At 70.0% G+C, this 21,098-nt stretch carries 24 protein-coding genes; 18 read left to right on the top strand and 6 right to left on the bottom strand.

Translation table 11 applies throughout. The annotated features are described in order from the left end of the window. The first annotated feature begins 29 nt into the window (after nucleotides 1–29). Nucleotides 30–1,583: an ABC transporter permease gene (locus AC3IPY_RS03360; RefSeq protein WP_489186677.1), complete on the top strand. Its 1,554-nt coding sequence runs from the start codon at nucleotides 30–32 to the stop codon at nucleotides 1,581–1,583. A gap of 85 nt (nucleotides 1,584–1,668) precedes the next feature. After that, nucleotides 1,669–2,337, top strand: coding sequence for an ABC transporter ATP-binding protein (locus AC3IPY_RS03355; protein ID WP_489186675.1), 669 nt, complete (start codon nucleotides 1,669–1,671; stop codon nucleotides 2,335–2,337). Between the two features lie 97 nt (nucleotides 2,338–2,434). Here the strand turns inward: AC3IPY_RS03355 and AC3IPY_RS03350 are convergent, their stop codons facing one another. Both AC3IPY_RS03350 and AC3IPY_RS03345 read right to left on the bottom strand, forming a co-directional pair. Then, complete coding sequence (locus tag AC3IPY_RS03350) at nucleotides 2,435–3,670, bottom strand: sensor histidine kinase (RefSeq protein WP_489186673.1); 1,236 nt, start codon at nucleotides 3,668–3,670, stop codon at nucleotides 2,435–2,437. After that, a complete protein-coding gene (locus AC3IPY_RS03345) occupies nucleotides 3,663–4,331 on the bottom strand; it encodes a response regulator transcription factor (RefSeq protein WP_489186672.1) in 669 nt (222 codons plus the stop codon). The genes AC3IPY_RS03350 and AC3IPY_RS03345 overlap by 8 nt, the downstream gene beginning before the upstream one ends. 153 nt (nucleotides 4,332–4,484) lie before the next feature. Between AC3IPY_RS03345 and AC3IPY_RS03340 the strand changes: the two genes are divergently transcribed. The 5 genes from AC3IPY_RS03340 (at nucleotide 4,485) to AC3IPY_RS03320 (ending at nucleotide 8,979) form a co-directional block, all read left to right on the top strand. Beyond that, the gene (locus AC3IPY_RS03340; RefSeq protein WP_489186671.1) at nucleotides 4,485–5,045 is read left to right on the top strand and encodes a hypothetical protein; all 561 of its coding nucleotides are present in this window, start codon (nucleotides 4,485–4,487) and stop codon (nucleotides 5,043–5,045) included. After that, nucleotides 5,042–6,160, top strand: a complete 1,119-nt coding sequence (locus tag AC3IPY_RS03335) for a peptidoglycan-binding protein (RefSeq protein WP_489186670.1) — start codon at nucleotides 5,042–5,044, stop codon at nucleotides 6,158–6,160. The genes AC3IPY_RS03340 and AC3IPY_RS03335 overlap by 4 nt, the downstream gene beginning before the upstream one ends. After that, nucleotides 6,157–6,897, top strand: coding sequence for an ABC transporter ATP-binding protein (locus AC3IPY_RS03330; RefSeq protein WP_489186668.1), 741 nt, complete (start codon nucleotides 6,157–6,159; stop codon nucleotides 6,895–6,897). The genes AC3IPY_RS03335 and AC3IPY_RS03330 overlap by 4 nt, the downstream gene beginning before the upstream one ends. Then, entirely contained in the window at nucleotides 6,894–8,081 is a 1,188-nt protein-coding gene (locus AC3IPY_RS03325) for an ABC transporter permease (protein WP_489186667.1), read from the top strand. Before AC3IPY_RS03330 ends, AC3IPY_RS03325 begins: the two co-directional genes overlap by 4 nt. A 175-nt stretch (nucleotides 8,082–8,256) precedes the next feature. Continuing rightward, nucleotides 8,257–8,979 carry an amidase domain-containing protein gene (locus AC3IPY_RS03320; RefSeq protein WP_489186666.1) on the top strand — a complete coding sequence of 241 codons (723 nt, stop codon included), beginning with the start codon at nucleotides 8,257–8,259 and terminating at the stop codon, nucleotides 8,977–8,979. A gap of 330 nt (nucleotides 8,980–9,309) precedes the next feature. On the opposite strand, the gene AC3IPY_RS03315 is transcribed toward AC3IPY_RS03320, so the two are convergent. Then, nucleotides 9,310–10,134 carry a class I SAM-dependent methyltransferase gene (locus AC3IPY_RS03315; RefSeq protein WP_489186665.1) on the bottom strand — a complete coding sequence of 275 codons (825 nt, stop codon included), beginning with the start codon at nucleotides 10,132–10,134 and terminating at the stop codon, nucleotides 9,310–9,312. A gap of 51 nt (nucleotides 10,135–10,185) precedes the next feature. Here AC3IPY_RS03315 and AC3IPY_RS03310 point away from each other — a divergent pair, with 51 nt between their 5' ends. Next, nucleotides 10,186–10,788, top strand: a complete 603-nt coding sequence (locus tag AC3IPY_RS03310; RefSeq protein WP_489186664.1) for a TetR/AcrR family transcriptional regulator — start codon at nucleotides 10,186–10,188, stop codon at nucleotides 10,786–10,788. 28 nt (nucleotides 10,789–10,816) lie between these two features. Continuing rightward, nucleotides 10,817–11,263 (top strand): bleomycin resistance protein, encoded by a 447-nt coding sequence (locus tag AC3IPY_RS03305; protein ID WP_489186662.1) that lies wholly within the window; start codon nucleotides 10,817–10,819, stop codon nucleotides 11,261–11,263. 298 nt (nucleotides 11,264–11,561) lie between these two features. Here the strand turns inward: AC3IPY_RS03305 and AC3IPY_RS03300 are convergent, their stop codons facing one another. Then, on the bottom strand, nucleotides 11,562–11,924 hold the full coding sequence (locus AC3IPY_RS03300) for a metalloregulator ArsR/SmtB family transcription factor (RefSeq protein WP_489186661.1): 363 nt from the start codon (nucleotides 11,922–11,924) through the stop codon (nucleotides 11,562–11,564). 89 nt (nucleotides 11,925–12,013) lie between these two features. Between AC3IPY_RS03300 and AC3IPY_RS03295 the strand changes: the two genes are divergently transcribed. From AC3IPY_RS03295 to trxB, 7 genes are all read left to right on the top strand, one after another. Continuing rightward, entirely contained in the window at nucleotides 12,014–13,366 is a 1,353-nt protein-coding gene (locus AC3IPY_RS03295) for an NAD(P)-binding domain-containing protein (RefSeq protein ID WP_489186659.1), read from the top strand. Nucleotides 13,367–13,380: 14 nt separating this feature from the next. After that, nucleotides 13,381–13,878, top strand: a complete 498-nt coding sequence (locus AC3IPY_RS03290) for a GNAT family N-acetyltransferase (RefSeq protein WP_489188427.1) — start codon at nucleotides 13,381–13,383, stop codon at nucleotides 13,876–13,878. An 86-nt stretch (nucleotides 13,879–13,964) separates the two neighbouring features. Beyond that, nucleotides 13,965–14,819 (top strand): metalloregulator ArsR/SmtB family transcription factor, encoded by an 855-nt coding sequence (locus tag AC3IPY_RS03285; protein WP_489186657.1) that lies wholly within the window; start codon nucleotides 13,965–13,967, stop codon nucleotides 14,817–14,819. Nucleotides 14,820–14,835: 16 nt separating this feature from the next. Continuing rightward, a complete protein-coding gene (locus AC3IPY_RS03280; protein ID WP_489186655.1) occupies nucleotides 14,836–15,591 on the top strand; it encodes an MIP/aquaporin family protein in 756 nt (251 codons plus the stop codon). 3 nt (nucleotides 15,592–15,594) lie between these two features. Continuing rightward, nucleotides 15,595–16,035: an arsenate reductase ArsC gene (locus tag AC3IPY_RS03275; protein ID WP_489186653.1), complete on the top strand. Its 441-nt coding sequence runs from the start codon at nucleotides 15,595–15,597 to the stop codon at nucleotides 16,033–16,035. Nucleotides 16,036–16,059: 24 nt separating this feature from the next. Then, complete coding sequence (locus AC3IPY_RS03270; protein ID WP_489186651.1) at nucleotides 16,060–16,710, top strand: arsenate reductase ArsC; 651 nt, start codon at nucleotides 16,060–16,062, stop codon at nucleotides 16,708–16,710. Further along, the gene (gene trxB, locus AC3IPY_RS03265; protein ID WP_489186649.1) at nucleotides 16,703–17,683 is read left to right on the top strand and encodes a thioredoxin-disulfide reductase; all 981 of its coding nucleotides are present in this window, start codon (nucleotides 16,703–16,705) and stop codon (nucleotides 17,681–17,683) included. Before AC3IPY_RS03270 ends, trxB begins: the two co-directional genes overlap by 8 nt. Before the next feature lie 37 nt (nucleotides 17,684–17,720). Here trxB and AC3IPY_RS03260 read toward each other — a convergent pair whose 3' ends face one another. Further along, the gene (locus AC3IPY_RS03260; RefSeq protein ID WP_489186647.1) at nucleotides 17,721–19,241 is read right to left on the bottom strand and encodes a SulP family inorganic anion transporter; all 1,521 of its coding nucleotides are present in this window, start codon (nucleotides 19,239–19,241) and stop codon (nucleotides 17,721–17,723) included. A 141-nt stretch (nucleotides 19,242–19,382) separates the two neighbouring features. Here AC3IPY_RS03260 and AC3IPY_RS03255 point away from each other — a divergent pair, with 141 nt between their 5' ends. Further along, complete coding sequence (locus AC3IPY_RS03255; protein ID WP_489186646.1) at nucleotides 19,383–19,772, top strand: MerR family transcriptional regulator; 390 nt, start codon at nucleotides 19,383–19,385, stop codon at nucleotides 19,770–19,772. Between the two features lie 281 nt (nucleotides 19,773–20,053). On the opposite strand, the gene AC3IPY_RS03250 is transcribed toward AC3IPY_RS03255, so the two are convergent. Then, nucleotides 20,054–20,443, bottom strand: a complete 390-nt coding sequence (locus AC3IPY_RS03250; RefSeq protein ID WP_489186644.1) for an SIP domain-containing protein — start codon at nucleotides 20,441–20,443, stop codon at nucleotides 20,054–20,056. A 211-nt stretch (nucleotides 20,444–20,654) separates the two neighbouring features. On the opposite strand from AC3IPY_RS03250, the gene AC3IPY_RS03245 reads away from it, so the two are divergent. Further along, nucleotides 20,655–21,047, top strand: coding sequence for a RidA family protein (locus tag AC3IPY_RS03245; RefSeq protein ID WP_489186642.1), 393 nt, complete (start codon nucleotides 20,655–20,657; stop codon nucleotides 21,045–21,047). Nucleotides 21,048–21,098 lie beyond the last annotated feature (51 nt).

The raw sequence follows: 21,098 nt of genomic DNA, 5'->3' as shown, positions 1-21,098 counted from the left end.
GATCGAATCCCACCGACCCGAGGATGTCCATGTTCTTCACGTATCTCCGGCGAGAACTCGCCGGGCGCCGCAGGCAGACGGCGATCATCGCCATCGGGATGGCGCTCGCGATCGCCCTCGTCATCATCGTCAACTCCGTGGCCTCCGGGGTGAAGGCGGCGCAGGCCTCCGTGCTCGAGTCCGTCTACGGCGTCGGCACCGACATCACCGTGACCCAGTCTCCGACGCCGCCGGAGGACGGCGAGGCCGGTCAGGGCGGCGGCCGCCGCTTCGAGTTCGACGCCGGCGCCGGCACGACGACGGACGGCACGACCGAGATCAGCCAGTCCCGCCTCATGGCCGGGTTCGGCGCGAGCACGTTCGACGCCTCCGCGCTCGACACCGTGCTCGGGGTCGACGACGTGGCCGCGGCATCCGCGACGCTGTCGCTGACCAACACGACGTTCAACGGCGAGATGCCGCAGTTCCGGCAGGACGGCGACGGCACGGCGCAGGCGGGTCCGAGCGCCGACGGGGGCACCGACGGGGGCGACGACGCGCAGGCGACTCCCCCGCAGGGCGGCCCCGACGGCGCGGGCGGCAGCGCGTTCGACGTCGACTCGTTCAGCGTGCTGGGGCTGGACCCGTCGGCCGACGCGATCGGCCCGCTCTCTGCCGTGACGCTCGCCGAGGGCCGCACGCTCGATGCCGACGACGGGGGCGAGAACGTCGCCGTGCTCGACGCCGACTACGCCACGAGCGCCGAACTCGCCGTGGGCGACACGCTGGACCTCGGCGGCACCGAGTTCGAGATCGTCGGCACGGTCGCCTCGAATGCCGCGGACTCGGCGAGCGCGGCGAACGTCTACATCCCGCTCGACGTCGCCCAGGCGCTCTCCGGCGAGGACGGCATGATCTCGAACGTCTACGTCCAGGCCGCGTCGTCGACCGACATCGCGCAGGTGCAGGCCGACCTCGAGGCCGCGCTGCCCGACGCGACCGTGTCGACGCAGGAGGACCTCGCGTCCAGCGTCTCGGGCTCGCTCAGCACGGCATCGGACCTCGTGTCGAACCTCGGCCTCTGGCTCTCGCTCGCCGTGCTCGTCGCCGCGTTCCTCATCGCGATCCTGTTCACGATCTCGGGCGTCACCCGGCGCACGCGCGAGTTCGGCACGCTGAAGGCGATCGGCTGGTCGAACCGTCGCATCGTCGGCCAGGTCGCCGGCGAGTCCCTCGTGCAGGGCCTCATCGGCGGTGCGCTCGGCATCGCGATCGGCCTCGTCGGCATCGTCGTGATCAACGTCATCGCGCCGACCCTGTCGGGCAGCGCGTCCGGCGGCGGCTTCGACCTGGCCGGCGGCGGCCCGGGCGGGGGTGCGGCGGGCGGCGATGCGGCCGGCGGCCAGGCCGTGCGCGGCTTCGGCGGCCCGATGTCGCAGACCGCGGCGACCACGACCGAGGTCGTGCTGAACGCCCCGGTCACGGTGTCGGTCATCGCGATCGCCGTCGGCATCGCGATCCTCGGCGGCCTGCTCGCCGGCGCGATCGGCGGATGGCGCGCCTCGCGCCTGCGCCCCGCCGAGGCCCTGCGGAGCGTCGGTTGACCGGCCCTGCGACGCCCGACCCGGCGACACCCGACCCGGCGACATCCGCTCGAGACATCCGCTCGCGCTAGGAACAGAGGAGACCATGTACACGCTCACGAGACTCACGAAGACCTACCGGCAGGGCAACCGCACCGTGCACGCCCTGAAGAACGTCGACCTGCAGATCGGCGCCGGCCAGCACGTGGCCATCCAGGGGCCGACGGGCGGAGGCAAGTCGACCCTGCTGCAGATGCTCGGCGGGCTCGACCGGCCGACCTCGGGTTCGATCACCATCGGCGCCGACGACATCTCGAACATGCCGGACGGCCGGCTCGCGAAGATCCGCGCGAAGGAGATCGGGTTCGTGTTCCAGGGGTTCAACCTGATCCCGACGCTCACGGCGCAGGAGAACGTCGAGACCGCGCTCGAACCGCTCGGCATCTCGGGCGAGGTGCGGGCGAAGCGGGCGACCGAGGCGCTGGCCTCCGTCGGGCTCGCCGACCGCGCCGGGCACCTGCCGAGCGAGCTCTCGGGCGGGCAGCAGCAGCGCGTCGCCATCGCGCGGGCGCTCGTGAAGGAGCCCGACGTGCTGCTCGCCGACGAACCGACGGGCGCCCTCGACGAGGAGACCCGCGACGAGATCCTCGACATCCTCGAGGGGCTCTGGCGCGACCGTGGACTGACGCTCATCGTCGTCACGCACGACTCCGCCGTGGCCCGCCGGGCCGAGCGCCGCCTGCACATCAAGGCGGGCACGGTCACCGAGCGCTGACCGCGCCCCTCGCGAGCGGATGCCGCGGCCACGACCTGCGGCCGCGGCATCCGCTCTGCGGCATGTCTGCGTCGGCGCTCCGCGTCGGCGCCGCGCGTCAGCGCGGGAAGCGCACCGTGGCGCGCAGGCCGCCGCCGGGCCTCGGAGCGAGCTCGAGGCCCGCGTCGTGCCGGTCGGCGATCGCCGCCACGATCGAGAGGCCGAGACCCCGGCCACGGTCGGCCGCGTCCCGCGTGCGCCCTCCGCCACGCGTGAACGGCGCGGTGAAGGTCGCGACGGCCGAGGCATCGAGCACGACACCGCCGTTCTCGACCACGAGCGTCGAGCTCGCGGCATCCGTCGTCACCGTCACGAATCCGCCCGGCACGTTGTGGCGGATCGCGTTCTGCACGAGGTTGGCGACGAGCTGGCGCAACAGCTGCGCCTCGCCGTCGACGCGGAGCCCTCCGAGCGCCGTGCTGACGCGGATGCCGCTCCGGTCGGCCTCCGGCCCGGCCTCGTCGGCGACGGATGCGGCGAGCGCCGCGAGCTCGACCGGTGCGCGTCGTCCGGGCTCGGCCGAGTCGACCTGCGAGAGGTCGAGCAACGCCTCGACCGTGTCGATGCTGCGCTCGTTCATCTCGCGCAGCCGTTCGAGCAGCGCCATGTCAGCCGTTGCGCGTGAGGTGAGCGCCACGTCGAGCATCGCCCTGGTCGTCGCCAGCGGTGTTCGCAGCTCGTGCGAGGCGTTCGCGGCGAACCGCCGGTCGGCGTTCACCGAACGCTCGAGGGCGGCGAGCATCGCGTCGAACGTGTCGGCGAGGTCGGTGATCTCGTCGCGCGGGCCCCCGAGGGCGATGCGGTGGTCGAGGTGCCCGTGCGACGCCAGGCCGGCGGCCCGGTTGACGGCCTGGAGCGGCCGGAGCATGCGCCCGGCGACGAACCAGCCGGCCCACGCCCCGCCCGCCACGAGGAGCACGAGGGCGCCGGCCGAGACCCAGAGCAGCAGCTGCACGATGTCGGCCCGCGAGCTCACGACGACCGCGGAGGCTCCGGTCGTCCCGGCGAGCAGGCCCACGTCGGTCGTCTCCGCGTACTCAGGGAACGCCTCGGTCGGGAGGGCTGCAGCGGGCACGGACTGCACGGAGAGCGTGTCGGCCGTGGTCCCGGAGACGGCCAGCGGCGTCGCGAACTCGTACGTCGGCACGAGGCCCACGATCACGGCGATGATCAGGAGCAGCACGGCGCCCGCCACCGCGAGCAGCACCGCGTAGGTGAGCGCGAGCCGCGCGCGCACCGTCAGCCGGAACGTGCGAGGGGCGGATGCCGCGGGGCCGACCGCGACCTCAGCCACGGGCGACGTCGATCGCATACCCGGCGCCCGGATCGGTGCGGATCATCCACGGTTCGCCGAGCCTGCGCCGCAGCGTCGAGATCGTGACCTTCACCGAGTTCGTGAACGGGTTCGCGTTCTCGTCCCAGGCCTTCTCGAGCAGGGTCTCGGCGCTGACCACCCCGCCGTTCGCGCGCATGAGCACCTCGAGCACCGAGAACTCCTTGCGGCTGAGGCGCACGAAGCGTCCGTCGCGGAAGACCTCGCGCCGGAACGGGTCCAGCGTCACCCCCGCCGCCTCGAGCTGCGGCGGCAGGGCCGTGAACCTGCGCCTGCCGAGCGCGCGCACGCGGGCGACGAGCTCGGGGAACTCGAAGGGCTTCGCGAGGTAGTCGTCGGCGCCGAGTTCGAGTCCGCCGACCTTGTCGCCGACGCGGCGGGCCGCCGTGAGCATGAGGATCGCCGGCCGCTCCTCGCGGGCCGCGAGGGTGCGGCACACGTCGTCGCCGTGCACACCGGGCAGGTCGCGGTCCAGCAGCACGACGTCGTAGTCGTTCACGTCGAGGTTGAACAGGGCGCTCTCGCCGTCGACGGCGACGTCGGCGGCGATCGCCTCGAGCGCGAGCCCCGCCCGCACGGCCTCGGCGAGGTAGGGCTCGTCCTCCACGATCAGCACGCGCATCTTCGGTCTCCGTTCGTCTGCAGCATCCGGTCGCCCCCAGTGAACCCGGCGGAGGGTAAGGAAATCGTCAGGACTGCCTTTTACCCCGCTACGACCCCGCTGTGAGTGTGCTGGGACGAGCGCCCGTTCCGGCGCGAACGAAAGGATCCCCTGATGAGAACACGCACCCCCCGCCGCACCCGAGCGAGCCTCGCGCTCGCCGGCATCGGCGTGCTGCTCGCCGCGCTCACGGCCTGCACTCCCGGCCCGGCGGAGAGCCCCGACCTCGCCGCCGGTGACTCGGATGCCGCCTACGACGACTGGTCCATCGACTTCGAGGCCTGCATGAAGGCGGAGGGCGTCGACATGGCGACGACCTTCAGCAGTGCCACCGGCAGCGTGAGCGGCGGCGAGAGCCAAGGCGAGACCCTCGAGATCGACCCCGGCGAGATCGACCTCGAGGCGATGAACGCCGCGAACGAGAAGTGCATCGACGAGGTCGGCGAGCCGCCCGTGCGGCCGGGCATGCCCGACCAGGAGGAGATGCAGGAGTCGATGCTCGCCTTCGCCGCGTGCATGCGCGAGGCGGGCTACGACTTCCCCGACCCCGAGATCTCGGGCGACGGCAACGGCATCGCGGTTCAGGCGATGCCCGCCGACGAGATGGATCCCGAGGTGATGGACGCCTGCAGCGACGAGGCCGGCTTCCCCGACATGCCGGAGTCGCAGCAGTGACGGCCGCGCGAACGGAGGGGCCGGAGGCGACGGATGTCGCGGCGCCCACGCGCCCCTCGCGACGACCCCGCACCGTCCTGCTCGTCGCGGCCGCCTGCGTGGCGGTGATCGGCATCGTCGCGGCGGTCTTCGTCGCCACGCGACCGACCGCCTCCGCGGCCGATGACGCGAACGACGTCGTCGATGCCGCGACGTCGACCGTGACGCGCGGCGACCTCACCGAACGCATCCGCCTGAGCGGGCGGCTCGGCTACGGCGAGGCGCACGACCTCGGCACCGTGCTCGGCGGCACCGTGACCTCGATGCCCGCCGTCGGCACGGTGCTCGATCGCGGCGCGGAGCTGTTCCGCGTCGACGACCGCCCCGTCATGCTGCTGCTCGGCGACCTCCCGATGTGGCGTGCCTTCGCGTACGGCATGGACGACGGCCCCGACGTGCTGCAGCTCGAGCAGAACCTCGCCGCCCTCGGCTTCTTCGAGCGCGAGCCCGACGAGGAGTTCGCGGAGTCCACCGCCGCCGCGATCGAGGCCTGGCAGGAGTCGCTCGGCCTCGAGGAGACCGGTTCGATCGAGCCGGGGCGCATCGTCTTCCTGCCGCAGCCGATGCGCGTCGCATCGCAGAAGGTCGCCGTGGGCGATGCCGCGGGTGCGTCCGTCCTCTCGGTCTCGGGCACGGTCAAGCAGGTGCTCGCCTTCCTCGCCCCGAACCTGAAGGAGACCGCCGCGGTCGGCACGCCGGTGCAGCTGAGCCTGCCCGGCGGCACGACGGCGATGGGCGCCGTCGCAGCCGTCGGGGCTCCCGTCGAGCAGGACGACGGCCAGGGCGGCAAGAAGTTGAAGCTCCCCGTGACGATCACGCTCGACGACCCGGCATCCGCCGACGGGCTCGACGACGTGACCGTGAGCGGCGAGCTGACCGCCGTCAAGCGTGAGGACGCCCTCCTCGTGCCCGTCATCGCCCTGCTCGCCCGCCCGGGCGGCGGGTTCGGGGTCGAGGTGCTCGCCGACGGTGCGACCTCGCTCGTGCCGGTCGAGCTCGGCGCCTTCGCCGACGGCCTGGTCGAGGTCACCGGCGGCGACCTCGAGGCCGGCGACGAGGTCGTGGTGCCCGAATGAGCGCGCCGCTGATCAGCATGTCGGCGATCACGCGCTCGTACGGCTCGCCGCCGACGGTCGCCCTCTCGCAGGTCGACCTCCACGTCGAGCGTGGCGAGATGCTCGCCATCGTGGGGCCGAGCGGCTCGGGCAAGTCGACGCTCCTGAACCTCATGGGCACGCTCGACCGGCCGAGCTCGGGCGGCATCGACATCGACGGGCTCGACACGGGCGCGATGAGCGATGCCGAGCTCTCGGCGCTGCGCGCGCACACGATCGGGTTCGTCTTCCAGCAGTACCACCTCGCCGAGGGCGTCAGCGCCCTGGACAACGTGGCCGCCGGCCTGCTCTACACGGGCGTCCCGGCACGCGAGCGGCGGGCACGTGCCGCGATCGCGCTCGAGCGGGTCGGCCTCGCCGCCCGTGCGAGGCACCGCCCGCAGGAGCTGTCGGGCGGTGAGCGCCAGCGCGTCGCCATCGCCAGGGCCGTCGTCGGCGAGCCCGCGCTCATCCTCGCCGACGAGCCGACCGGCGCCCTCGACTCGCGTTCCGGCGCCGGCGTGGTCTCGATCCTCGCCGAGCTGAACGCGGCGGGCACCACGGTCGTCGTGATCACGCACGACCCGCAGGTCGCCGAGCGGATGCCGCGACAGGTCGCGATCCGCGACGGCGTCATCGTCGGCGATTCGGGCGCGGGATCGGCCACGGGCGCCGGCCCGGCCACGGCGGTCGGATCGCTCGTGGGAGCGGCGACGTGAGCGGCATCCGCTCGCGCCTGCGGGCCGGCGACCTCGTCGGGCTCGGCTTCCACGGGATCCGCGCCCGACCGCTCCGGGCCGCGCTCTCGGCGCTCGGCATCGCGATCGGCATCGCCGCGATGATCGCCGTCGTCGGCATCTCGACCTCGAGCGAGGCGCTCGTGAAGGAGCGCCTGGCATCCCTCGGCACGAACCTGCTCACCGCGTCGGCAGGGTCGGACTTCTTCGGCGAGGACACGCAGCTGCCGGCCGACGCGGTCGATCGCGTGCGCCGCATCGACGGCGTCGAGAACGCGAGCTGGACGGCGAAGCTCGCCGACGTCGGCGTGTACCGCAGCGCGCGCATCGATCCCGGGGCGACCGGCGGCCTCTCGGCGGTCGCCGCCGACCTCGAGCTGCTCGAGGCCACCGGCTCGACGCTCGCGTCGGGCGCGTGGCTGAACGACGCGACCGAGCAGTATCCCGCCGTCGTCCTCGGCTCCAAGGCCGCCGAGCGCCTCGGCATCGTCACGATCGGCAGCCAGGTGCTCATCGGCGGTCAGCAGTTCACCGTCGTGGGCATCCTCGACCGCTCGCCGCTCGCCCCAGAGCTGGACACGGTCGCGATCGTCGGCGCGCCGATCGCCGCCGCGCTCTTCGGATTCGACGGCTCGCCGACGATCGTCTACGAGCGTTCGGCCGACGACCGGGTCGCCGACGTGCGCGACCTGCTGCCCGCGACGATCGACCCCGAGTCGCCGAACGAGGTGAAGGTCAGCCGCCCGTCGGACGCGCTCGCCGCGAAGAACACGATCGACCAGGCGTTCACCGGCCTGCTCGTGGGGGTCGGCTCGATCGCCCTGCTCGTCGGCGGCATCGGCGTGGCGAACACGATGGTGATCTCGGTGCTCGAGCGTCGCCAGGAGATCGGCCTGCGACGCTCGCTCGGTGCCACGCGCGGGCACATCCGCTCGCAGTTCCTCGTCGAGGCGATGCTGCTCGCCCTGTACGGCGGCATCGCCGGCACCGCGCTGGGCCTGGCGATCACCGCGATCGTCGCGGGGGCGAACGGATGGCTCGTGGCGGTGCCGCCAGCCGTGCTCGCGGCGGGAGTGCTGGCCACCGTGCTCGTCGGGGCGATCGCCGGCGCGCTGCCCGCCGTTCGCGCCGCCCGCACCTCGCCGACGGCGGCGCTGAACACCTGAGCGGTGCTCCGCACCGGATCGAGAGCGGATGCCGCGGCCACGACCTGCGGCTGCGGCATCCGCTCTGGTGCGTCATCCGCTCCGCCGCCGGCCGGCGGGAAACCGGTAACCGGACATGGCGGGTTCACGCGTGGCGCAAGGCCGCAGCACAGGATCGCGACGTAGCGTCGAAGCGATGTCGAACCCTGCCCGCGTCCCCCGCAGCCGAGCCTTCCGCCGGCGCCGCGCCCTCGTGCTGCTCGCCGCCGCGACGGTCGTGATCATGACGTGCGGGTTCGTCGCCCTCGGTTGGGCCTCGGCCGTCCAGGGCGCACAGGGTCCGGCGAGCCGCGGCGACGACACCACGACCGTCGACATCGCCGACGACGAGCTCGACCCCGAGACGGCCGCCGTGCTCGACTGGGCCTCGCTCGACCCCGCCGTCACCGCGCAGATGCGGTACGTGCACGAGCACTGGGGCGACACCGAGAGCGAGCAGTACGGCTTCATCGACGAGAACGACTGCATGGCCTTCGCGAGCCAGTCGCTGCTCGCCCGCGGGTGGACCGAAGACGACGAGTGGTGGTATGCCGTGGGCGACGGCTACACGAGCTCGGTGGCCTGGCGCAGCTCGACGGGGTTCATGCGCTACCTCGAGGAGCACCCCGAGAAGGCGACGCTGCTCACCGACGTCCAGCGGGATCAGGTGAAGATCGGCGACCTCGTGCAGTTCGACTGGGACGACTCGGGCGACCGCGACCACACCGGCATCGTCACCGCCGTGGTGACCGCCGACGACGGTTCGATCGACGTCGAGTACGCGGGCCACACGGATCCGACCTGGGACCGCTCGGTCGAGTGGTCGATCACCGAGCAGCACCCCGGCGCGATCGCGACCTACTGGAGCATCGCCGACTGAGCGTCGATTCTCGCGTGACCTTTCCCGGTCGACCCGTCACGACGACCCTACGGTTGCGCAGGTCCTCGACCCTGAACCGAACCAGGAAGCGGAACGCGTGGCGGTCGGGGAACCGTGGACTCGATCAGAGTTCTGACGCCGCCTGATCGCCGAGCCGCAAGGCGCGCACCGAACCGTCGGCCACCATATCCACGGATGGAACCGAATGTGGCTCCCATCTTCTCCGGATCGACGACCGATCGGTTGCGGGCGGGCGTTGAGCCCGCTGTGACATCGCGGTCCAGAGCGCGGCGACCGGGGCGGGCGGACAGAGGCGCGCGGTCGGCAGGGTCAACCAGGCAGGCGCTCGGTGATCGCTGCGACCGTCGTGTAGTCGATCACGAGCGTCCCGCCGATGGCGTCGATCGCGTCGCTCATGCCCTTGAGCAGTGGGTCGAGCTTGTCCCGAGGGAGGCGGTTGATGCCGCCGGCCGTCGAGGCCTGCTCGAGCCAGGCGTCGCGGCCGATCGTCGCCTGCCACTCGACGGCCAGGCGTTGCGTCGGGCCGAAGGCGCCGGTCGCCCGGAGACCATCGGCCGCCTGGTCGATGATCGAGCCGTAGGGGTCGGCCTGCGGTGCGGCGGTCCAAGGGTTGAATGGGAGCCCGGTGTCGAGGGACGCGAAGGCTTTCGCGAACTCGCCGGCGACCTCTGGCGAAGGGACGGCGGCATTCCAGAAGATCGCCAACCGACCGCCGGGATGCAGCACGCTCGCGGCCTTGCCTGCACCGGCAACCGGATCGACCCAATGCCAGGTCTGCCCGGCGATGACGCCGTCGAAGGTGCGCCCTTCCGGGTCCCAGTCCTCGAATCGTCCGAGTTCGACCGCGAAGCCCTTCGCGCGCGCGACCGCGGCCATCTTCGGATCGGGCTCGACACCGAGCACCGCGAACCCGCGGCCGCGGAACGGTTCGGCCGAGATGCCGGTGCCGATCCCGACGTCCAGGATCGAGTGGCCGGGCAGCTGCTCGGCGATCGCGTCGATGAGTGCGGCCGGGTACCGCGGCCGCACGCGGTCGTACTTCTCGGCATCCGATCCGAAGCCCTGGGCGATCTCGGGGTGGAGGTGCGCGGCATCGTTCGCCGGAGGGGTTGGAGAAGTAGATAGAGTGACCATGCGCCCACTCTAAGTGGGGCGGTTGCCCATTCTCAAGCGGACGGAACTCGCATGCCCACTGGAGTCGACCTCCGCGATGCACGCTCCCAGCTTCTGGCGGCCGGTGAGCGGATCCTGCGCCGTAGCGGGCCGGCGGGCCTGACCAGTCGCACCGTCACTGACGAGGCGGGCGTCGCAAAAGGCGTCCTCCACCGGCACTTCGCCGATTTCGCCGACTTCCTCGCGGCGCTTGTTCTGGAACGGATCGCAGCCGTCGACGCCATATCGGCAGACCTCGTCGGTCAGGCGGGAGAGGGAACCGTGGTCGGCAACCTCCAGGCGGGGATCATCCGGCTGTTCGACCCGGTCGGGTTGGCGATCATTCGACTCGTGCTCTCCCGCGATGAACTCCACACGCTTCTTCAGGAGCAGACCCGCCAAGGGATCCCGACACTCACCGAAGCGGTGGACGGCTTCACGCGCTATCTGATTGCCGAGCAACGTGCGGGCCGCATCCGTCCCGACGCCGCACCTGCTGTTCTCGCGCAGACGTTGATCGGCACCGGGCATCTGCTCTTCGCCGGTGAACTCGGCGGGCTCCCCGACGAGTCCGCGGTTCAGGAGATCGTCGAGGCCATCATGGTCGGCGCCGAACTCCGTACCGACAGGGTCTGAGAAATGTGGTCGGTCGTAGGCTTGCGTCATGACCGATCATGCGGTGCCGAATCTGCCGTCTCGTGACTTCGAGCGCACGATCGCGTTCTATGGCGGGTTCGGTTTCGAGTTGGCGTATCGCGATGACGGCTGGCTGATTCTCCGCCGCGAGGAGCTTCGGTTGGAGTTCTTCCTGTTTCCTGAACTCGTGCCCGGGGAGAGTTCCTTCATGTGCAGCGTCCGGGTCGATGACGTGGATGAGCTGTATCGGCAGATCAAGGGTGCGGGCGTCGTCGAGAAGACCGTCGGGCGTCCGCGACTGCACCCTGTGCGGTTGCAGATCTGGGGGCAACGAGCAGGATTCCTTGTCGATCCTGATGGGACGCAGTTGCATCTGATCGAGAACGTCGCCGAGCGCCGTTCCGACGATCGTCTGATCCAAGCGACCTCAGCGTTGACGAGCACAGTCGGTCTGGGATCCGTCAGCGATCCTTGAGAAACTCTGGCCGCACCTGCACTGCATGCGGCAACCCTTCCCGGCCTCCAGCCGCTCCCGAGCACTCCTCGCCGAGCCTCGTGCCACTCAGCTCATGAGCGAGCAGTTGCCGCCGCCTGGATGGCTCGATGATGCAGAGCGTGATGGTCGCGACGCTCCAGCCGGCCTCCTCCGCGATCGAGGTGCGGCGATGATCAGCGCGTAGTAGAGGATGCCCCAGCTGATGACCTGCCCGATGGAAAGCGCGGCAAGGCGCACTCCGAGCGGAAACTTGAACACGGTCGGCGGCTGGCCGGGCTCAGCGGGAGGCCGTGACGTCGAGCAGCTGGGACAGCTGTCCGAGCGCGCCGGGCACGAGCTTGTAGTACGCCCAGGTGCCGCGCTTTCTCCGGGTCAGGAAGCCGGCCTCCATGAGGATCTTCAGGTGGTGCGACACGGTCGGCTGGCTGAGGCCGACGGGTTCGGTGAGATCGCAGACGCACGCCTCGGTGCCTTCGGATGCGGCGACGATCGACACCAGCCGGAGCCGGGTCGGGTCGGCCAGGGCCTTCAGCTTCTTCGCGAGGGTGTCTGCACGCTCGGCGTCCATGGCCTCGCTGGTCAGCGGCGTGCAGCACACAGCCGCGTCGGGCTGGATCACGGGCAGCAGCGTGGTGGACATGTCGACCACTCTATCCGAATATTGACAAACATCGATGAAGTGGGCACACTCAATATCGAAGTTCATCGATGCCTGAGGAGGCGCCTGTCATGACGTTGATCGATCTCACTGTGCCGAGTCTGCAGCAGCGCGCTCTCGACAGCCTGCCCGTCGCGATCATCGGCGCGGGTCCGGTCGGGCTGGCCGCTGCGGCGAATCTCGTCGAGCGCGGCATCGACTTCGTGATCTACGAAGCAGGTGACCAGATCGGTTCCAGTATTCGGCAGTGGGGCCACACCCGGCTGTTCTCGCCGTGGAAGCACGTCGTCGACCCGGCCTCGCGTCGCCTGCTCGAAGCGACCGGATGGCAGCTCCCCGCACCCGAGAGCCTCCCCACGGGCACCGAGCTCGTCGAGCGGTATCTCGAGCCGCTGGCCGCGCTCGACGAGATCGCCGGTCGCATCCGCACCGGAGTCCAGGTCGAAGCGGTGACCCGTCAGGGCATGGACCGCACCCGCACCGCGCGTCGCGCATCCACCCCGTTCCTGCTCCGCGCGCACACCGTCGACGGCGTCGAGGAGTTCACCGCGCGCGCCGTGATCGATACCTCGGGCACCTACGCGCACCCGAACAGCCTCGCCTCCTCCGGCCTGAACCCGCTGGGCCTCGGCGACGTCGCCGACCGGGTCAGCCACGCACTGCCCGACGTCCTCGGCCGCGAACGGGCCCGCTTCACCGGCCGGCACACCACCGTTGTGGGCGCCGGACACTCGGCAGCCAACACGCTCCTGGCCCTGGCAGAACTCGCCGAGCAGGAGCCCGACACCCGCATCACCTGGCTGATCCGCAACGCCAGCGCCGTCCGCGTCACCACCTCCGACGACGATGGGCTCGCGGCCCGCGCGTCGATCGGCCGCCGCGTCGACGCCCTCGTCGCCGCCGGCCGCATCACCGTGCTCGACCGGTTCGAGATCGTGCGCCTCGGCCGCACCGACGACGGCGTCCGACTCGTCGGCGCCCGCGCAGGCGAGCTCGTCGAGCACGACACCGACCTCGTCGTCAGTGCCACGGGCTTCCGTCCCGACCTCGACATGCTCCGCGAGATCCGCCTCGAACTCGACGAGATCGTCGAGGCACCCAAGCGCCTCGCACCGCTCATCGACCCGAACGTGCACACCTGCGGCACGGTCGAGCCGCACGGATTCGCCGAGCTCACCCACCCCGAGCCCGGGTTCTTCCTCGCGGGCATGAAGAGCTACGGCCGTGCACCGACCTTCCTCCTCGCAACCGGGTACGAGCAGGTCCGCTCGATCACGGCCTGGCTCGCCGGCGACATCGAGGCGGCCAGCAACGTCGAGCTCGTGCTGCCCGAGACGGGTGTCTGCTCGACGAGTCTCGCGCCCGACGGGTCGTCGTGCGGCACGAGCGATGCGTCGAGTGGCGCCTCGAGCTGCTGCTCGTGACGACCGTCCGGCGGATGGAGGCATCGGACTGGCTGGCCGTGCAGGCGATCTACGCCGCGGGTATCGGCACCGGCAACGCCACGTTCGAGGCAGAGCCGCCGAGCTGGGACGCCTTCGACCAATCCCGGGTGCCCGATGCCCGGTTGGTCGCCTGCGATACGGGTGGCAGCGTGATCGGGTGGGCCGCGGCATCCCGGGTCTCCGCGCGTGAGGTGTACCGGGGCGTGATCGAGCACTCGATCTACGTCGACCCCGCCGCGCAGGGAACCGGCGCCGGGCGGCAGCTGCTCACCGCCTTCATCGAGGCGGCGAACGCGGCCGGGTACTGGATGATCCAGTCCTCGATCTTCCCCGAGAACGTCGCGAGCCTCACCCTCCACGAACGCGCCGGCTTCCGCACCGTCGGCCGACGCGAACGCATCGCACGCATGGGCTACGGCCCCCACGCAGGCAATTGGCGGGACACGATCCTGATCGAGCTCCGCCGCGCTGACGATACCGAGGATGGGTAGGCGTCCGATCTGAGCATCCTCGCATCTGCAGACGATCGTTAGATAGACTTTGGTCTATGGATGCTTCGGTGGACTCTGCTCGCGAGTTGCGGCTCGTCGCCGACCCGACGCGGGCCCACATCCTGCGCAGCATCCTCGAAGCCGCCGACGGCCGCGCGCTCGTCGGCCGGCTCGCCGAGGAACTCGGATTGCGGCAGCCGACCGTGAGTCACCACATGAAGGCGCTCCTCGACGAGGGCCTGGTGCAGCGGCAGCCCGACGGGCGTCGCACTTGGTATTCACTTGCTGACGAGCACGCGGACCGGTTGGCTGAGATCCTTCGCGCCCAGGAGCCATCCGTGCCGGTCGATCCGGTGCTGGAGCGGGTGGTGCGAGATCTCAGCGAGCGGTACCGCGGAACCTTCAGCCCGGAGACGGTCGAGCGGTACGTACGCGAGAGCTATGACCTCCTGGCCGAACGGCCTGCGCCGGGCCGGCGCCTGCCGTCGCTCGCGGCGCAGTTCGCGGCGGACCGGCTCGACGCCCTCGCCCGAGTGGCGCCAGCGTCGAGCCCGGTCCCGGAGGTGCTGTTCGTCTGCGTCCAGAACGCCGGAAGGTCGCAGATGGCCTCCGCAATCCTCCGACACCTCGCCGGCGACCGGGTGCACGTGCGCACGGCCGGGTCCGATCCCGCCGGTGTGGTGCGCAGCTCCGTCCTGACTGCACTGGATGAGATCGGCGTCCCGCTGGCTGGCGAATACCCCAAGCCCCTGACCGACGAGGTCGTTCGGGCTGCGGATGTCGTGATCACGATGGGCTGCGGCGACGCCTGCCCGATCTACCCCGGCCGCCGCTACCTCGACTGGGACCTCCCCGACCCCGTGGGCAAGCCCATCTCCGAGGTACGGGAGATCCGCGATGACATCGAGCGCCGCATCCGCGAACTGCTCTCCACGCTCTGATCGATCGACAGGACCGATGACCGACGAGTCACCCCAGCCCAGCCCTGCCCCGCTCGCCCGCCGCCTCGTCGCCGAGTTCCTCGGAACCGGGCTGCTCGTCGCGATCGTCGTCGGCTCCGGGATCGCCGCATCATCACTCTCCCCGGAGGACGTCGGCCTGCAGTTGCTTGAGAACAGCCTTGCCACCACGCTCGGTCTCGCGGTTCTGATCTCGGTCCTCGCGCCGCTCTCCGGTGCGCACTTCAACCCCGTGGTCTCGCTCGCCGACTGGTGGCTCTCCCGCAGGAGCGGCGGCCCCGGAATCGCCCTCCACGACCTCGCACCCTACGTCGCCGCCCAGGTGCTCGGCGCTATTGCGGGTGCAGTGCTCGCGAACGCGATGTTCGACGTGCCCACCGCCATCGCCACCACGGGGCGCGCGACACCGTCCACGCTGCTCGCCGAGCTCGTCGCGACCGCCGGACTCGTGCTCGTGATCTTCGCGCTCGTGCGCAGCGGCAACACCCGCATCATCCCGGCTGCGGTCGGCGCGTACATCGGCGCGGCGTACTGGTTCACCAGCTCCACTTCGTTCGCGAATCCAGCCGTGACAATCGGCCGCGTCTTCTCGGACACCTTCGCCGGCATCTCGCCCACCTCAGTCCTCCCGTTCGTCGGCGCCCAGATCGTCGGCGCGGTCCTTGGAATCGTGCTGGTCGGCTTTCTCTTCCCCATTCGGGCCGCAACGACAGGGCGAGAGGAGAAGAAGGTTCCCACCCGAGTAGCCAAATGATAGATGGCGGTCTATGATTTATATATGAGCACTGAGAAGCCTTCCGTCCTGTTCGTCTGCGTCCACAATGCCGGCCGCTCCCAGATGGCCGCCGGGTACCTGCGTGAGCTCGGCGGGGACCGGGTCGAGGTCCGCTCGGCAGGGTCCGAGCCGAAGGACCAGATCAATCCGATCGCCGTCGAAGCCATGGGTGAAGAGGGCATCGACATCACCGGCAACACCCCGAAGATCCTCACCGTCGACGCGGTGAAGGAATCCGACGTCGTGATCACCATGGGCTGCGGCGACGCCTGCCCGATCTTCCCCGGCAAGCGCTACGAGGACTGGGAGCTCGAGGACCCGGCCGGCCAGGGCATCGAGTCCGTGCGCCCGATCCGTGACGAGATCCGCCGCCGCGTGGAAGAACTCATCAGCGAACTCCTGCCCGCGAACGCCACGGTCTGATCCGCCCGACGGACGGTCAGGATCATGACGCGCACCGAGCAACCGCCGCTCCTCACACCCGACTCCGTGCTGCACCGGGCCAGTGAACGCCTTGCCGTCCGGTTCGACGGAATCTTCAGCGAAGAGACCGTCGAACGGGTGGTCTTCGAGTCGTACACCGCGCTCGCGCGCACCGCGACGGTCAACACCCACCTGCCCAGCCTCGCCACTCGCTTCGCGCAGGATCGGCTCATGGCGCTGGCGCAGTCCAAGGGTGCGATCGCGAAGCCGGTGCCCGAGGTCCTGTTCGTGTGCGTGCAGAACGCCGGTAGGTCGCAGATGGCCGCCGCGTACCTCCGCGAACTCGGCGGCGACCGTGTTCACGTTCGGTCGGCAGGATCCCAGCCCGCATCCGACCTCGGAGCATCCGTCGTCCAGGTCATGACCGAGGCCGGCATCGATCTTGCCCAGGAGTTCCCGAAGCCGCTCACCGATGACGTCGTCCGTGCCGCGGACGTCGTGATCACGATGGGCTGCGGCGATGCCTGCCCGGTCTACCCGGGCAAGCAGTACCTCGACTGGCACCTCGACGACCCCGACGAGCTCACCCTCGACGGGGTCCGCCGGGTCCGTGACCAGATCCGTTCCAAGGTCGAACACCTGCTGCACAGCCTGGAGGCTGCACCCCATGCATGAACCCGCCATCGAGAACGTCGTCGTCATCGGCTCAGGACCCTCCGGCTACACCGCAGCGGTGTACCTCGCCCGCGCAGGGCTCGCGCCGGTCGTGCTCGCGAGCTCCGTGGAAGCCGGCGGCGCCCTGGTCACCACGACCGAGGTCGAGAACTACCCCGGCTTCTCGACCGGCATCATGGGCCCCGAACTCATGGACCAGATGCGCGAACAGGCCGAACGCTTCGGCGCCCGCATCGTCTACGACGACGCGACCGAGGTCGAGCTGACCGGACCGGTCAAGACCATCCGCACCATCAACGGCGTCGAATACCGGGCGCATGCCGTCGTGCTCGCGATGGGCTCGGCGTACCGCAAGCTCGGCATCGAGGGCGAAGAACGCCTGACCGGTCGTGGCATCTCCTGGTGCGCCACCTGCGACGGATTCTTCTTCAAGGGCAAGGACATCGCCGTCGTCGGCGGCGGCGACTCAGCACTCGAGGAGGCCATGTTCCTCACCCGCTTCGCCGACTCCGTCACCCTCGTGCACCGCCGCGACTCACTCCGCGGATCCCGCATCATGCAGGAACGCGCCCTCGCCAACCCGAAGATCCGCCCCTACTGGAACGCGGAAGTCATCGCCGTCGAAGGCGAGGACGGGCTCGAGCGCCTCCGACTCCGCGACACCACGACCGGCGACGACACCGCACTCGATGCGACCGGGCTCTTCATCGCGATCGGACACGACCCGCGCAGCGAACTCGTGACCGGCCAGATCGACCTCGACGACGACGGCTACGTGAAAGTCGCGCACCCCTCCACCCGGACCAACCTCGACGGGGTCTTCGCCTGCGGCGACCTCGTCGACAAGCGTTACCGTCAGGCCATCACGGCCGCCGGCACCGGTTGCGCGGCCGCGCTCGACGCCGAGCACTACCTCGCTGCGAACGGACTCGCCGACTCGGTTGAGGTGCAACCGGCGATTCTCCGAGCCTGACCCGAAAGACGCGGACTCGGGCACGAGCTCCCGGACGCTAGTGGCCGGCGCCGAGGTTGCCGGCGAGGCGGGTGTGCAGGTTGGTGCTGGCCTCGTTCATGCCGACGATGACGGCGCGTTTGCCGTGGTGTTCATATTTCGTGGTGATCGCGTCGAGCGCGGCGACGGTCGAGGCGTCCCAGATGTGGGATCCGGACATGTCGATCACGACCCGGTCGGGGTCCTCGGCGTATTCGAACTGGGTGGTCAGGTCGTTGCTGGACGCGAAGAAGAGCTCCCCGTTCACGGTGTAGTAGGCCGACGGCACCGGTTCATCCAGTGCGAGCGTTCGTTCGACGCTGGCGAAGTGCGCGACGCGGCGGGCGAACGCGATCATCGCGACGATGACGCCGACGATGACGCCGATCGCGAGGTTGTGTGTGGCGACCACCACGGCGACCGTTGCGACCATCACGATCGTCTCGGATGCCGGCATCCGCTTCAGTGTGGACCAGCGGATGGAATGCCAGTCGAAGGTCGCGACGGAGACCATGATCATCACGGCCACGAGTGCGGCCATCGGGATGATCGAGACCACGTCGCCGAGCACGAGCACGAGGATCAGCAGGAACACGCCGGCGAGGAACGTGGAAATGCGGGTGCGGGCGCCGGACGCCTTCACGTTGATCATCGTCTGGCCGATCATCGCGCAGCCTCCCATGCCGCCGAACAGCCCGGAGAGCACGTTCGCGGCGCCCTGCCCCAAGGCTTCGCGGGTCTTGTGGGAGTGGGTGTCGGTGACGTCGTCGACGAGCTTGGCGGTCATCAGCGACTCGAGCAGGCCGACGAGGGCCATTGCGAGCGCGTACGGCGCGATGATCGCGAAGGTGTCCCAGGTGAGCGGGACGTTCGGGATGAACAGTTCGGGCAGGCTCTCGGGCAGCTCGCCCTGATCACCGACCGTGGGCACGTTCAGCCCGGTGACGACGACGGCGACCGTGATGAGGATGATCGCGACCAACGGTGCCGGGATCACCTTCGTGAGCCTGGGCATGAACACCATGATCAGGATGCCTGCTGCGACCAGCGGGTAGACCAGCCACGGTACGCCGATCAGATGCGGCAGTTGAGCGGTGAGGATCAGGATCGCGAGTGCGTTGACGAAGCCGACCATGACGCTGCGCGGGATGAAGCGCATCAGTTTCGCGACGCCGAGCACGCCCATCAGGAGCTGGAAGATGCCCGCGAGGATGACCGTGGCGATGAAATAGTCCATGCCGTAGTCGCGGGCCACAGGGGCGATGACCAAGGCGACGGCGCCAGTCGCGGCGGTGATCATGGCCGGGCGGCCACCGAGGAACGCGATCGACACCGCCATCACGAACGAGGAGAACAAGCCCACCCGCGGGTCCACGCCGGCGAGGATCGAGAACGAGATGGCCTCCGGGATCAGGGCGAGGGCGACGACGAGCCCGGCGAGGACCTCACGGGTCAGGATGCGCGGGGTGCGTAGCGCGGTGAGGACCGACGGATCGGCCTTGTATCGATCGGGCGCGTCAGAACGCTGACGGATGGCCATGGGTTACTCCAAGAGGGCGGGGGGCTTCCAGCAAGCCGCGGATAAAGTCAGGATGCGAGCGCCCCATTGCGCCAGGGCCGACGTTGTCGGCCGACTCAGGAACTCTACCCTAACGTTAGGGTAGGTTTGGGAATCGAGGAGATGACCGTGACCACGACCGACGCCACCATGCACATCGGTGAGCTCGCCGACCGGACCGGACTCTCCCTGCGGACGATCCGCCACTACGACGAGATCGGCCTGCTCAAGCCCACTGGTCGAAGTGAGGGAGGCTTTCGGCTCTACACCGGCAGCGACCTGGAGCGTCTGCTCGTCATCCGGCGGATGAAGCCGCTCGGCTTCTCACTCGACGAGATGGCCGAACTACTCCGTATCATCGACGCCCGCTCCGCCGAAGACGCGACCGTCGACACCGCGGAAGCGGAAGAGATCTTCCAGCGATTCGTCACCGACGCGCGCGCCCGCCGCGAGAGGCTTCGGCAACAGCTCGAGATGGCCGACGAATTCCTCGAACGCCTCGCACAGCTCTGAGCATTCACGTACCTGAGTTCAGTGTGCGTCGAAACCACCTCGCCGCTGTACTGCAACTCGCGAACGACACAGGAATCCGCGATAGACGGCCCATCTGCCATCTAGATGCCAAGTTTCGCGGAATGTGCCATCTTCACGCGGAACCAACCGCTCCCCCGCGTACGAATGCATTGGATTCGGCGGCACAGCGACGTCTCCGCGCGGAACCTGCACTGAGACCACGGACCACGCTCACGCCGCAGTGCCGATTCGCACCGACTGCCCAGCCTTCGCGAACTCGGTCAGCGGATGGCGGCGAGCTCGCGCTCGAGCGCATGCGCGAAGGTGTTGACGAGCGTCGAGCTGCGGGCGCCGAGCCAGATGACGACCTCTGCGCCGCCCTCGGGGCGCATCCACTCGTCGAGCCAGGCGTCGACGGCGGTCACGAGCGCCTCGCCGCGCGGCACGAGCGTGCCACGGCGGTTCTCGCGGAAGACCCAGTGCACGGCGATGCCGGCCGGCGCCTCGAGGTGCACGATCTGCACGGTGTTGAACACCTCGATGATCGCGATGCCCGTGGCGTTCGCGGGGCAGTCGGCGAGGCGCGAGCGGATCGAGGTCACGTCGCCGGCATCGCCGGCGAACAGCATGACCGGGCCCGGCTGCGAGCGCGGCCGCATGCGGCTCACCATCTGTCGCTCCTCGCCGTTGGGGCGGCGCCGGGAACGACCGGCTGGAGGCGGGGGAAGGCTTGCACGCCTTCAGTTTAGGTAAGGCTTACCTGATGGGCAAGCCGACGCCGAGAAGTCACAGGTTCGGATGCCTCGGGAGCCGACGAAATCCGCCGAGCCTGCGGATGCAACGGGGTCGACGAATGTCGGTGGGCAGGCGTAGACCGGAGTGATGGAGATCACGCACATCAACCCCGCCACGATGCATTCCAGTCCGGCATTCAGCCAAGGCGTCCTCGTCAGCGGAGCCCACAGCACGCTCTACGTCGGCGGCCAGAACGGCCGCAACGCCGACGGCAGCGTGGTCGAGGGCGGACTCGGCCCCCAGACCGTGAAGGCGCTCGAGAACGTGCTCGCGGTGCTCGCCGAGGCCGGAGCCGACCAGACCAACGTCGTCTCGATGACCATCACGCTCGCCGGCGGCGCCGACGCGAACGAGGGCTTCGCCGCCTCGGCGCAGGTCTGGGGCCGGCACGCGACCGCCGTGCAGGTGAACCAGGTCGCGTCGCTGGCCAACCCCGAGTTCCTCGTCGAGGTGAGCGCGGTCGCGGTCATCCCCGCCTGAGCGCGGCGGGCCAACGAGCCGGCCGAACCCGTCTCCCGGCCCAATCCACCG

The organism is Agromyces sp. GL_144, assembly GCF_057834305.1.
The sequence above is the reverse complement of the archived record's forward strand: the minus strand, read 5'-3'. Positions and strand labels throughout refer to the sequence as shown.